The sequence below is a fragment of the Terriglobales bacterium genome (genome assembly GCA_035561515.1).
In the GTDB taxonomy this organism is placed as follows: Bacteria; Acidobacteriota; Terriglobia; order Terriglobales; family Acidobacteriaceae; genus DATMXP01.
Map to the genome: position 1 here is coordinate 170497 of DATMXP010000027.1, position 13134 is coordinate 183630.

Genomic DNA, 13134 nt, shown 5'->3' on the forward strand with positions numbered 1-13134 from the left:
CATCGGAATACGACTTAAGTCACGGAGTGCTGCGGGCGGCTTTGGCGAGGTCGCCCCACGAGATCAGCACGAATTTCTGGTCGCGCAGCATCTGCTGGAACTCGGGACTGCGAACCACGTCCCAGTCGGTCTGTCGCCATTTGGCTCCCCAGTCACGGCCCTCGGTGGCGCCGCGGGCTTCCTCGTCGTCGTAGCCAAGATGGACGGTGAGTTGGTAAACGCCGGGCGGAAGGGCAGCAAGTTCGCGACGATACCAATCGAGCCACTCGGAGGCCGGGATACGAGGTTTCATCTGGATGTCGCGATCGATAAGAATGGCGTTGGATGGCGCGTTCTCGGCAAGTTTCGAGGTGCGCGGCAGAAGGTAAAGCAGGCCGAACTCGTCGGCGACTTTCTTGTAGATCTCGAAGAGAGCGGGTGAGCCGAAGACGGCACTCATGTGGGAGTCGACGTGAGTAACGCGGACCCCGGCGTTCTGGGCTTTCTGTATCTGGGCGCGGAATTCCTGTTCCACTTCGGCGGGTTTGGCGTTTTTGTAGACGTCGGTTTCAAGCGGCGGGAAGTAGCCGTCGGCGCCGATGAGGCTGGGGACGGCAGCGCGGGGGCTCACAGGACCCCATCGGTACGGACGCCATTCGCTGTTGAGCGCGAGGTGAAGTCCGAAGTCGAGATCCGGGTGATTGCGGGCAAACTGGGCGACTTCGGGGAACCATGGGCAAGGAACGAGGATCGTCGCCGAGGTGACGAGTTTCTTTTCGAGCGCTTCGAATCCGGCGCGGTTGATGGAGTGCATCATGCCGAGATCGGTTTGCACGATAAGGAGGCGCGAATCCGCGGGATATCCGAGTCGTTCGGCAAGTGACTTCTGCTGAGCAGATACCGATATAGCTATGAGGGCGAGAAGCACAGCAAGGATGAGGCGGCGCATGACGCCATCGTGGAACAGCGGGGTGGTGGTAGTCAATTTTTGCCGCGTTTGTACAATGTGTACGAATTCAAATGAAAAACCTTGGCATTCTTCTTTCGGGGCGCGGTTCGAATTTCATGGCAATCGCCGAGAATATTCGGCGCGGCACCATTCAGGCACAGATTACGGCGGTGATATCGAACCGTCCGGAGGCACCCGGGTTGGAGCACGCGCGGAAACTGGGGCTGAACGCAGTTTGCATACCGTCGAAGGGGAAGGCGCGCGAGCAGCATGATGCCGAGGTGATCGCGGCGTTGAAGCAGGCGCAGGTGGATTTGATTTGCCTGGCCGGGTATATGAGGCTGCTGTCGCCGGATTTCATACGGGCTTTTCCGCAGCGGATCCTGAACATCCATCCGTCGCTGCTGCCGGCATTCCCGGGGCTGGATGCGCAGAAGCAGGCGTTCGAGTATGGAGTGAAGGTGTCCGGATGCACGGTACATTTCGTGGACGAATTCCTGGACCACGGAGCGATCATCGTGCAGAAGGTGGTGCCGGTGCTGGCGGATGACGACGATCACACACTGGCGGCACGGATCCTCGAGCAGGAGCACGTAGCATATAGCGAGGCGATCAACGTCGTGCTGAGCGGGAAGTATGAGGTGGTGGAGAGAAGGGTTGTGGTGCGCTAGAGGCGGAGTTCTGCTAGCGCTTCGGCAGCAATGTTCATCATCTCTGTTACCGGCCGCACGAGTATTCCATTTCTCTCCATCCAGGACCGGGCACTGCGCGCAACTTCGCTCTGGCAGAGGTTCTCCGCTTCTACAACCGCGATCATTTCTGCGGTTTGATTCTTTCCTTTATTAAAGCCATCTCGAATAGGTTCCCAACTCAGTCCGAAGTTCCGAGTTTGATTGAGGTTCATTGTGAGTGAAACGGCGTGGAGCATGCGGAACGTGTTGGCGGCAGGGTTCAGATATCCGAAATCGATCTTCAACGGATCGCCTTTAAAGGTGTAGCTCTCGATCGATATTTCCTTGTGAAGGAAATCCCACAGCCCGAAGTGAACAAAAGATTCCTGCATCCGTCGACGAATGTACGCTCTGCCCTGGACAGATGTAGACTCACGGCCCGAATCATTCTTCTCGCTTTGACTGTTCTCAGTTTCACTGTTCCCAATTTCACTGTCGCTCGTGGAAGCTCTGTCTACCTTGGCCAATTTCATTCGCTTCAAATATTGATCTTCTAAAAGGTTGACCTCGGACTCCATCGATTCCGTTAACACTGCTCCTTTAGGCATCAAACTCAGATCGACAGGGAAATCGGAAGGGAGATTTTGAAGGTACTGCTCGAAGTCGGCGACGTTCTCCATTATCGACCGCATATCTTCGAGTGTTCCTTGGATCGCGTCGAGGTCGACGGCGGGATAGATGCACTGGATCGGGCGCAAATCGCGCGCAAGACGAACCTCCACACGATTCGATTCCGGATTCATGTCGCGAAGAATGAAGCCGATCGTTACTCTATCCGGCCGCAGCGGGTTTGGTTCGCACATGAGGAGTTGAAGTTCGCACTTGTGCTTGAATTCTTTCATCAGTTCACCCAAGCGGCTGGCACAGTGGCCGGTTTCTCGCGCGCTTCGTCGCGCCAATTGGGGAAGGGCGAGCGCGTGCTCTTGCGGAATTCTTCGATGAGGCGGCGGACGATCTTGCGGCGGTGATCGAGTGCCTGGATGAGCAGGGTGAGGCCGTCGAAATCGTGTTCAAACCACTCGGCGGGGATGTTCTCGGCGCAGGCGGCGATTTCGTCGAGCGGCATTTCTTCGAGGCGGCTGAGCCATGGTTCGAAGCTCTCCCATCCGGTGACGCCGACGTAGACGTCGTTGCGAAGGTATACGCCGCGGAGGGGCGAATCGGGGAAGGTCCACTCGCCGGCGTTGAAGCAGTATCCCTGATCGATGAAAGTGGCGGTGTATTTCTTCTCACGCATTTTGCGCCAGAAGGCAGCCTGGCGGCCATCGGCGTTGCAGGTCCATTTGTCGAGGGCGAGAATGCCAGCGAAAGTTTCGAGATTGCGAACCTGGCCGATCATGCTCTCGGGAAGGTAATCGAGAACTTGCCCTTTGAGCGGATCGATGACATAGCGGGAGCCGAAGTGGAGGCCTTCCTTACAGGGAACTACGTGGCTGGCAAGTTGGAAGTTGAGATCGGCGGTATGCTCGACGAGCCAGCCGTCGACTTCGACGATTTCGACGATGGGTACGGGCAGGCCGACGCGCTCGGCGAGGCGGGTAGCGAAGAACTCGTTGGCGAGCACGCGCTGATGCTGCGGGTTGTTCTGGAACTTGACGACGTAGAAGTGGCCGTCATCGGCGCGCATGAGGTGGGACTGTGCGCCTCCGCGCATACGCTTGACGTGCTGGACCGCCTGGACTGGCAACGTGACTCCTGAGAACCCGCATCTGGAGCAGGATTCGAGCTAAAGCATAACGTGGCCGTGACAGGCGCTCTGTGACCTGCGACACACGTGTTTTACACTGGGAACCCATGCTCAAAGTGAAGCTTCTGACCGCGTCGGCCAAGGCGCCGACCATTGCTCATCCGGGAGAAGACCTCGGGTACGACCTTTATTCGGCGCAGACGGTGACGATCCCGGCGCGAGGACACCACATCGTTTCGACCGGGATATCCATTGAATTGGACGTTGACGGACGCCCGGCGGGGGCGTTGATTCGCGATAAGTCGTCGATGGCGGCGCGACGGGTGATCTGCACTGCGGGTGTGGTGGATGCCGGCTATCGCGGGGAGATTCGCGTGGTGATGGAGAATCTTGGCGATGCTCCGGCGGAGATTCACCAGGGAGATAAGATCGCGAATCTGATTCCGTATCCGGTGCTTACGAGCGAGGTGGAAGTGGTGGAAGAACTGGGCGAGTCGAGAAGAGCTGCCGGAGGTTTTGGGTCGACGGGACGGAAGTAGAAGTGCAGCTGTGTCAAGATGGGAAAAGTTCCAGGCTAAGTTCGAGAAGCAAGATGTTAGTCGGGCCAGGCTGAAGTGTTGAGCAAGCCAGAGTTTAGATGGCCATCGTTATAATCAAAGTGCAATGCCGCAATTTCTACCTGTTGATGAACAACTCGCATACATAAGAAAAGGCTCCGTTGAGATCATTCGCGAAGAGGAGCTTAAGGCTCGTCTGGAGAAGTCTTTGGCGACGGGCAAGCCGTTGAGGGTGAAGGCCGGATTCGATCCGACCGCGCCCGACCTTCATCTTGGACACACGGTGCTGATCCGGAAGCTGAAGCACTTCCAGGACATGGGGCACACGGTTATCTTCCTGATCGGTGATGGGACGGGATTGATTGGCGATCCGACGGGGCGGAATGCTACTCGTCCGCCGTTGACTCGCGAACAGCTCAATGCGAATGCCGAGACCTATAAGGCGCAGGTGTTCAAGATTCTTGACAAAGAAAAGACGGAGATTCGCTTCAATAGCGATTGGCTCGACAAGCTCGGGTTTGAAGGGATGATCCGGCTGACGGCGAAGTTCACGGTTTCGCAGATGCTCGAACGCGAGGACTTTCACAAGCGCTTCCAGGAAGAGAAGCCGATTTCCGTACACGAGTTGATCTATCCGATGGCGCAGGGGTATGACTCGGTCGCGCTGGAAGCCGACGTTGAGTTAGGCGGCACGGACCAGAAATTCAACCTGCTCGTGGGACGTCAATTGCAGAGAGAGTTCGGACAGCCGTCGCAGATCGTGTTGACGATGCCGCTGCTGGAAGGCACGGACGGCATTCAGAAGATGTCGAAGTCGTATGGAAATTACATCGGCATTACGGAGAGCCCGAAAGAAATTTACGGCAAGCTGATGTCGATCTCCGACCTGTTGATGTGGCGCTACTACGAGCTGCTGACGGACGTGACTACCGCCGAAATCGAAACGATGACGGCAAAGGCGAATGCAGGGGAAGCGAATCCGATGCAGTTCAAGAAAGAACTGGCACAGCGGATTGTGGCAGACTTCCACGGCGTCGAGGCAGGTCGCCAAGCGGCGGAAGACTGGGCGAAGCAGTTCCAGAAGGATGAAGTTCCGGAGAATATCGAGACGGTAACGATCGCGTTGGCGGATGTCGCTGGGTCGAATGGAGTCAGGCTGGACAAATTGCTGGCGAAAGCAGGGTTGGCGGAATCTGCGTCGGATGGTGCACGGAAGATCAAGGCGAAGGCCGTGCGCGTGGACGGCGAAGTGAAGCTGGAGCCGGTACTGCATCTGTCGGCCCCGGTGGAAGTGACAGTCCGCGCCGGACGCCTAATGAAAAAAGTGGCGATTACCTCTTAATCGCCACTCTTAATTTCTCTCTTACAGCTTTAGCGAGCCGTTGCTTTGTCGGCACGCGTGCGGGCGTAGACTTCCTGCGCCGCGCGCAGTGCGAAGCCGAACTCGATGTGGCCAGGTTTGATCTGGGCGACAATCTGCTCGAGAGCGGCGAGGACACCGATGGTGTCCATGTAGTCGTAATAGCCGAGGTGGGCGATGCGGAAGACCTGCCCCTTCATTTCGCCCTGACCATTCGCGACGATGGCACCAAATTGATCGCGGAATCGGCGAACGATTTCGGTGGAGTCGACTCCGGCTGGAGGGACAAGAGCCGTCAGGGCTGCTGCCGGCGCCGAGGGCGAGAAAAGTTCCAGGCCGAGTGAACTGGCGGCGGCGCGAGTCATGGCGGCGGCAGTTTCGGCGTTTTCGATGAGGAGTTCGCGGCCGGCCACGAGATCGCCCTGGCCATTGGAACGGATGTAATCCATGGCGGCGGCAAGAGCGGCGATGAGCGACGTGGCGGGAGTGAAGGCGGATTCGCCGTTCTTCGCGTTCTTGCGTTCCTTCTTAAGATCGAAGTAATACCGGGGCTGGCGAGTGGTATCCATGCGTTGCCAGGCGCGTTCGCTGACAGCCAGATAAGCAAGCCCGGGCGGGATCATGACAGCCTTCTGCGAGCCACCGACGATGACATCAATGCCCCAATCGTCGACATCGAGATGGGTGGTGCCGAGTCCGGTGATGGCGTCGACGACCAGGAGGGTGTCGGTACCCTTGAGCAGAGCGGCGACTCCTTCGACGTCCTGACGAACACCGGTGGAACTCTCGGTGGCCTGCATGTAGACGACGCGAGTGTCGGAGGCGAGTTTAGCGCGGATGGAATCGAGAAAGACGGGGTGTCCGTAAGGCGCCTGAGCGAGATCGACAGCAAGACCGAACGCTTTCGCCAACTCATGCCAACGCTCGCCGAACTTCCCTGAAGTAATGACAAGGACGCGATCACCTGGATTCGTCAGGTTCGAGACCGCGGCTTCCATCGCGCCGGTTCCGGAGGATGCGAGCAAAAGTACGTCGTTGCGGGTTCCAATGAAGGTCTTGAGGTCGGACAGGACGCGCTGGTAAAGGTTGCGGAAGTCGGCGGTGCGGTGATGGAAATCAGCGGCCGCCATGGCGCGCTGCGCGACCGGGAGGAGCGGGGTAGGTCCGGGAGTAAAAAGGCGATTCTTGCGGAGCATGATTCCAGTGTAAATGTTGCGTCCGCGTATGAAGGATAAATTGAGTGTTCAGCGGACGGACACGGTCTGATAATCCTGCGGCGATCCGGCGGTGATGCCTTTTTCTCCAAAGAACATGGCCATAGCACCGCTGCGGTCCTGGGGAATGGGAATGACAAGGAGTCCGTCGGTCACGGCTTCTGGCGCGTCGCCATTCCACTGGGTGCTGCGAACAACGCCTTTCGGAATGCGGCCGATGGCTCCCATGTTCGGGTACTCGACGTCATAACGGACTGCGTGGTTCGCGATCAGAAGAAGCCGGAAATGGTGCTTGTCGTTGACGAGCAAGTAGGCGACGTCGTTGTTGGTGCCGAGACCGGAGAAGTCGCCGGTAACCTTGCCGGGCTCAAGTCCGACACTGCGAAGCCATCCGGCACCTTCGGGCGGAAGGTCTTCCATGGTGGCGAGGCGCCATCCTTCGAGTTTGTTGATGACAACAGCTTCGTTAGGCGACATGCCATCGGGAACGTATTGGGATTGAGCGGCGAATGACGGCAGTATTTTCGAAGAGCGGGCTGCGCCTACGACGACGATGATTGCAGTCAGGACACCCAAGACCAGCGCGATGCGAAGAGGGATATGGCGGTCTCGGTGATACTCGGGGATCCGTACGTTTTCCGAACCGGGGATGGCATGAATTGCGTCCGCAAGCGACCGAATGCTTTCGATGTGCTGGAGGAGGTGGTCGGCGGTGTTGCTGGCGGGAACGACCATCTCGTTGAGTTCAATCTCTCCGCGCGAGATGTTGAAGAAGGTGTTGCTGGAACAGCAGAGCTTCTGCAAATGGCCCAGGTTCTGACGCGAAAGCAAGAGGCGGGCCTGAGTTGGCTGATCCGTCCGGATGGTGAAGCGCTGGTCGAAGATGGAATCACCGGAACGGATTTCGTTGCGGCCGAGATCGGGGACGTCAGCGGAAATCGGGGTGGCGGACAGACCGAAACTGGCCCGCGCGCGCATGTGCACAGTGACGCCGGGAGCGTGTTCCGAATTCGAAAACCGAAGGAATGTGGGCAATTGGCGGTAGGCGCCGCTAATGATGAGGTCCGGCCCGTCACGGGTGACCTCGGCCTTGAGTTTGCCCGCGATTTCGCGCGCCGCGCCGGACACGTGCCAGTGCCCGTCGTACCGACTATGGAAGCGTATGTAGGCAACAATTGCGCCAACCAGAGCCACGGCGAGGACGATGAGACAGGCGGTTTGTACCGGCGAAAGCGATGTAAGCATGATCGAAATTTGGCGCGAAATCGGCTGGGGCGAATGATATCCCTGTCCTCGCGGAGCATTCAAGCCGAAAGCTTCCCTAGATGTAGCCGAAAGGTCATGTAGGGTGGTGCCTCTATAATGGCGATTTGAGGCAGTGATAAAGAGGACGATATGAGCATTGGAGAACGTATTACCAAGGACATCACGACGGCGATGAAGGCCCGGGAGGAACTGAGGCTTTCGACGTTGCGGATGGTGAAATCGGCACTGAAGAACAAAGAGATCGACAAGCGGGAGCCGCTGGACGAGAAGGAAGAACTGGCGGTGTTGAGCACGCTGATCAAGCAGCGGAAGGATTCCATCGATCAGTTCACGAAGGGTGGTCGTCAGGAACTGGCGGACAAAGAGAAGGCTGAAATTGACATCATTGAGGCCTACATGCCAAAGGCACTCGGCGAAGATGAGATCGTCTCCGCGGTGAAAGCGACGATTGCGGAGATTGGTTCGCCTACCATGAAAGACATGGGAACGGTGATGAAGAACACGATGGCGAAATTCGGCGGGGCGAGAGTGGATGGGAAGGTCGTGAGCGAGATCGTGAAAAGGGAGCTATCGAAACAGTAATCCGTCCGGGTGATTCGTCACCCGGCTAGTGAAACAAAAGCCCTGCGTGATTCGCGCAGGGCTTTTGTGATGCGAGTCTGTTTAGAACGTGGTGCTGACAGTGAACCGCAGTGTCTTGCGGGGTTCGAGTATGGAGTATCCGGGGGCGTAGTTTGCGATTGCCTGAGCGTAGCTGACATCACCCGCGCCGGTGGCCGGGAACATGTTACGAGTGATGGTGCTGGGCGTGGTGATGAACGTGTTCAGGCGCAGCGGGTTATACGCGTAGTAGATACGGAATGGTGCATTGACGACGGGCATGATGACCTGAAGTTCGAGTCCGGTCGACATGCGCGGCACAAAGTTGGTTCCGGGAACGATCTGGAGTTCCTGGTTAAAGGACTGGTTGCCGATGCCGACACACTTGAAATTGACGTCAACAACCGGGCACCCGAAACTAGTGGTTTGCAGCGTATTGAATTGCTCGTCGTTCACCTTCAACTGAGAGTTACGCAGAGCCATATTCAGGCCGAAGTCGGCGAAGGTCGCCAGGGTGACAGGGCCGGCAATGGGAATGCGGTACTCGAGGTTCGCGATGATGTTGGTGTCTCCGCCGGGATAAATGAGGCGGCGAACCGGGATGGGTACCGTCTGACTTCCGCGACGCGGGTTGTTCGGGTCGAGCGGGATGCCGCTGCAAGGAACACCTGGGTTGGTAAGGCACGGATCGTCAGGAGAGAAGTAGGGAGCGTCCACCTTCTCGACGAAATACGCCAACGGCGAAATTGAGCGAATGTCGAAGCCGCGGATGTCGTTCTCGCCACCGGAGAAGAAGCGCTCGAAGGGGGGCGCAACTTTGCCGGCATAACCGCTCAGGAACGAGGCCTGAATGCGATAGCCGAGAGTCTGCCGGGCTTCGTACGGTTCTTTCATGCGCGGCTTGATGCCCTTCATCGGAATGAACTGTTTCCATTCGAAGATCGGGCGAATAGATGCGACGTTGCCGCCGAGACCTGAGATTTCGCTTGCGAGGAAGAAGCTCTTTCCGGAATGCGGCTGTTGCGGATGGTCGATGGTGCTCCGCGAGATGCTGGGAATGACCTTGCTGGTGATGACACCTTTCAGCGAGTCGGGTCCGGAGATGGTACGGAAACTCAACGTCTGGAAGTACAGACGTGAGGCATCGCTGAATACTTCAACGGAGGAGTTGTCGAAGGCGTAGGTGAGTCCGAGTCGGGTGAACGAGCGCCGCAACGGATAGCTGGCGGAGACTGTAAAACCTGTCGAGGACTGGCTGAAGTTCTGGAGTGTGTTCAGGATCGCTTCATTGAAGTTCTGCTGAACGCCGGACGCGATCTGGAGTTCCTTCGCGTAGTTGTAGTCGAACCGGCGGCTGAACACCGTAAAGCCGAACTGCAGCGGACGGTCGAACGCATAGGGCTCAGTGAATCCGAAGAGAATGTTCCGCGAGCGGTCGCCAACGGAGGCCTGAACGGTCAGAGTTTCGCCGACACCCAGGAAGTTGTTGGTCTCGTAGGTGATTCCGATAAACGATCCGGAAAGACCGCTGACACCACCATTGAGGCCGATGGAGTTCTTGCCCTTTTCCTTTACCTTCAGCAGAAGGTCAACCGTGGCGTTCTGATTGTCCTGCTTAACTTCCGAATCCTGCTCCGGTTGGAGAGGTTCGAAATAGCCGAGCTGGTTGAGGCGGAGCAAGCTGAGTTCCCAAAGCTTGCCGTTGTAGATGCCGCCTTCTTCAAGAGCCAATTCGCGACGGATTACCTTGTCGCGAGTGGTGGTGTTGCCCTTGAACTCAATGCGCCGGACCGAATACTGCTTGCCTTCGTCGAGGTCGAAGGTGACGGTGATGAGCTTCTTTTCGTCGTCGATGTCGGTATTCGGAACCGGGGTGAAATTGATGTAGCCAATTCCGGTGTAGGCGTCGCGGAGGTTCTTGATGCCCTTGCGAAGGTTCTCAACGTTGAATATCTCGCCGTCCTTCATGGGGATTTGACGTCGAAGCAACGCGAGATCCTGAATGGCTTTGTTGCCGGTGAACTTGACTTCCTTCAGGCGGAAGCGATCCCCTTCCTCGACGGGCATGGTGATGTCCACGACCTTGCCGTGACGAGGCTTGAAGGGGAAGTACCAGGCCACACCACCGACATCGCGAATCTTCGTTTTCGGATCCTGAACAAGGGCCTTGAAGTAGCCCTTCTGTTGGTAGGCATCGCGAACGCGTTCGGCGTCTTCGTTCAGCTTGCTTGCGTCGTAGGTTTTCGAGAAAAGATTCTCAAGGAAAATGGATCTCGGAATGCCGATGGGCCGCAGGTTCTTCATCGCCCTGCGGAGTTCGCGAGAGCCCAACTTCTTATTGCCTTCGAACTTGATGCTGCCGACTTTGACCTTGGGACCTTCTTTAATCACGAAGGTGACGCCCACTGAGGCCGGAGGAATGGGGCGAACTTCCGGGGTGATAGTAGCGAACTGGCGGCCGTGTTCCGCAAGCAATGCCTGAAGGACGACCTGCGCACGCTTGACCTTGGTTGGGTCGTACTGGCTTTCCTGGGTGAGTCCGACTTTGCGTTCCTTGAAGCGCTGGAGGACATCTGACTGGGCTACGGAACTCAGGCCGACATACTTGATTTCGCGGATAGTCGGTTTTTCTTTCACGTAGACGTGGATGATCCAGCCTTTATCGCTCTGCTCACGTTCGAAGCGAAGGTCTTCGAAGTAGCCGGTATTCCAGAGGGAGTTGAAGTCACGTTCGAGTGTCTGTTGATCGTAGACGTCGCCGGGCTTGCTGAACATGCGGGCACGGATCGTTTCGCCGGGAATACGGCGGTTGCCGTGAGGCACAATTTCGGTGATTACCTCCTGCTGTGCTAAGGCAAATCCGGCAAAGAGGATCAGAACGAGAAAAAGACCCAACAACCGGGAAACAATACCGGGAGAGTTCAGCCTTAAATTAGGGACGAGGGTGCGATAGAAACGCGCCGGTTCCCTTCGCGACAGATGGAAGCTAGGAATAAGACAACCTCGGGTCACGTGATGAAGGAAATGTGAATTATAAAGTGCAGCAGTTTATCACGCCAAATTCCTGCTAATTAAACCGTTTACGCGATTGGGACGAATGGAAATCTGTGGTGAGATCGCCACGACTGAGTCGCGGTTACCACACCCTAGTCCAAATCGTGCAAGCCGAAGCGTTTCGTGTGCTCTTCAACCTGCTGCAGGATGGCAAGTCCCAACTGGAGAGCGCGACGTCCTTCTTCCAGTGTTACCACGGGCCGCGAACGGTCCTGCACCGCCTGCAAGAAAGCTTTCAACTCTGCTTTCAGCGGCTCTTCCTGCGCGACGGGAGGTTTTTCCATTTTGATTCCCGATTGCGCGAGAACCGCCGCACCGGAAAACAATTGCCGAGCGGCGGCCAGATCCGCTGAGCCCAACAAACCCGGATGCTCGGGAATGGTTGCGGGCATCGGGACAGGCATACTGGATCCTTTCGAGACCGTGAAGACGAGAACGTCCTGCCGGCCGTAGTCAACGGAGATGTACTGGCGTTTCTGGAAGAAGCGAAGTTTGCGAACGCGTTCGGTACTGACGCGGCTGGCGGTGAAATTGGCGACGCATCCGGATTCGAACTCCACTCGGACGTTGCAGATGTCCACCTTCGGAGAAAGGATCGGCAGGCCGACGGCGCGAATTTCTTTCACGGGGGAGGGGACGAAGGACAAGACGATGTCGAGGTCATGGATCATCAGGTCGAGAACGACGTCCACATCGAGCGCGCGAGGAGTGAACACACTGAGACGGTGGACCTCGAAGAACATCGGGTGATTCAACAGCGGGACGGTGGCACGCACGGCGGGATTGAATCGTTCGAGATGCCCGACCATGCCGATGCGGTTGTGTCGGGCGGCCAGTTCAAGGATTTCATCGGCCTGCTGGAGTGTGGCAGCGATCGGCTTTTCGATCAGGACATCGACACCAGCTTCCATCAGTTGGCGAGCGACGGCAGCATGATGGATGGTGGGGACAGCAACGGAGGCGGCATCGGGCTTAGCGGCTTTTAAAAGGGCAGCGACGGAGGAAAACGCGGAGACGCCGTACTTGGATGCCTGCTCCTGCGCGCGGCCGAGGTCGGAGTCTACGATGCCGCAGAAGTCGATTAAACCTTCCTGCCGAAGTTCGTGATATACGCGCCCGTGGTTTTTGCCAAAAGCTCCGGCGCCAATGACTGCGACTTTCGTTTTTGCCACCTAGCTGACCGCCTTCTTCAGGATTGCGATCTGTCCCGCGTGATAGAGGTCGTGCTGGACCATTCCCTGGAGCAGAACGTAGAAGCTGTGATCGCGGTTTGGTGCGTTGTCAGAGAGCTTCGCGTCCGGGAATGCTCGCACGGCACGAATGAATGCTTCGTGCTTCTTGCGAAGATCGCTGATGCAGTCTCGCCAACTGGAGTCGGTGGTGTCTGTGACGGCTGGCCAATCCTGTGCGGGAGAAAGTTCCATCGGCTGTCCGCTTAAACGTGTGACAACGGCGACTTTCCAGGCGCGGATGTGATGGACGATTTCCCAAATTGAGTGGGCATTCGAAACGGGATGAGCGGCAGCCTGCAGGGCGGTGATGCCGTCGAGGATCTTCATCAAAGGATCGCCGTGCCAGGCGTCGCCGTCGAAGGCGCGGTCGAGTTGGTCAACGATGCGGTCGATTTCGGACATGCGCACCATGTTAATGGCGGGGCAAAGGGTTAGGAAAGCGCCGAGCAGCGGTATTAAAGATTCGTGAAGGCAGCTGAGTGCATCCGATACAGGAATCGAAAAC

At 57.2% G+C, this 13134-nt stretch carries 12 protein-coding genes; 4 read left to right on the forward strand and 8 right to left on the reverse strand.

The genetic code is table 11. From position 1 onward, the window contains the following. Positions 1-19: 19 nt before the first annotated feature. A complete protein-coding gene (locus VN577_13495; protein ID HWR15836.1) occupies positions 20-964 on the reverse strand; it encodes a polysaccharide deacetylase family protein in 945 nt (314 codons plus the stop codon). Positions 965-999: 35 nt separating this feature from the next. Between VN577_13495 and purN the strand changes: the two genes are divergently transcribed. After that, positions 1000-1599 (forward strand): phosphoribosylglycinamide formyltransferase, encoded by a 600-nt coding sequence (gene purN / locus VN577_13500; GenBank protein ID HWR15837.1) that lies wholly within the window; start codon positions 1000-1002, stop codon positions 1597-1599. Here the strand turns inward: purN and VN577_13505 are convergent. After that, positions 1596-2279: a hypothetical protein gene (locus tag VN577_13505; protein ID HWR15838.1), complete on the reverse strand. Its 684-nt coding sequence runs from the start codon at positions 2277-2279 to the stop codon at positions 1596-1598. The two genes, purN and VN577_13505, sit on opposite strands and share 4 nt — an antisense overlap. Before the next feature lie 221 nt (positions 2280-2500). Continuing rightward, the gene (locus tag VN577_13510) at positions 2501-3346 is read right to left on the reverse strand and encodes a HipA family kinase (GenBank protein ID HWR15839.1); all 846 of its coding nucleotides are present in this window, start codon (positions 3344-3346) and stop codon (positions 2501-2503) included. A gap of 107 nt (positions 3347-3453) precedes the next feature. Here VN577_13510 and dut point away from each other — a divergent pair, with 107 nt between their 5' ends. Both dut and tyrS read left to right on the forward strand, forming a co-directional pair. Further along, the gene (gene dut / locus VN577_13515; protein ID HWR15840.1) at positions 3454-3885 is read left to right on the forward strand and encodes a dUTP diphosphatase; all 432 of its coding nucleotides are present in this window, start codon (positions 3454-3456) and stop codon (positions 3883-3885) included. Positions 3886-4009: 124 nt separating this feature from the next. Continuing rightward, a complete protein-coding gene (gene tyrS / locus VN577_13520) occupies positions 4010-5245 on the forward strand; it encodes a tyrosine--tRNA ligase (protein HWR15841.1) in 1236 nt (411 codons plus the stop codon). Between the two features lie 29 nt (positions 5246-5274). Here the strand turns inward: tyrS and VN577_13525 are convergent, their stop codons facing one another. Beyond that, positions 5275-6459 (reverse strand): alanine--glyoxylate aminotransferase family protein, encoded by a 1185-nt coding sequence (locus VN577_13525; protein ID HWR15842.1) that lies wholly within the window; start codon positions 6457-6459, stop codon positions 5275-5277. 48 nt (positions 6460-6507) lie between these two features. Then, positions 6508-7722: a hypothetical protein gene (locus tag VN577_13530; GenBank protein ID HWR15843.1), complete on the reverse strand. Its 1215-nt coding sequence runs from the start codon at positions 7720-7722 to the stop codon at positions 6508-6510. Positions 7723-7872: 150 nt separating this feature from the next. Between VN577_13530 and VN577_13535 the strand changes: the two genes are divergently transcribed. Next, positions 7873-8325: a GatB/YqeY domain-containing protein gene (locus VN577_13535; protein HWR15844.1), complete on the forward strand. Its 453-nt coding sequence runs from the start codon at positions 7873-7875 to the stop codon at positions 8323-8325. Positions 8326-8406: 81 nt separating this feature from the next. Here VN577_13535 and bamA read toward each other — a convergent pair whose 3' ends face one another. From bamA to VN577_13550, 3 genes are all read right to left on the reverse strand, one after another. Continuing rightward, the gene (gene bamA, locus VN577_13540; GenBank protein ID HWR15845.1) at positions 8407-11355 is read right to left on the reverse strand and encodes an outer membrane protein assembly factor BamA; all 2949 of its coding nucleotides are present in this window, start codon (positions 11353-11355) and stop codon (positions 8407-8409) included. Between the two features lie 134 nt (positions 11356-11489). Beyond that, positions 11490-12569: a Gfo/Idh/MocA family oxidoreductase gene (locus VN577_13545; protein HWR15846.1), complete on the reverse strand. Its 1080-nt coding sequence runs from the start codon at positions 12567-12569 to the stop codon at positions 11490-11492. Then, complete coding sequence (locus VN577_13550; GenBank protein ID HWR15847.1) at positions 12570-13031, reverse strand: DinB family protein; 462 nt, start codon at positions 13029-13031, stop codon at positions 12570-12572. Positions 13032-13134: the final 103 nt, after the last annotated feature.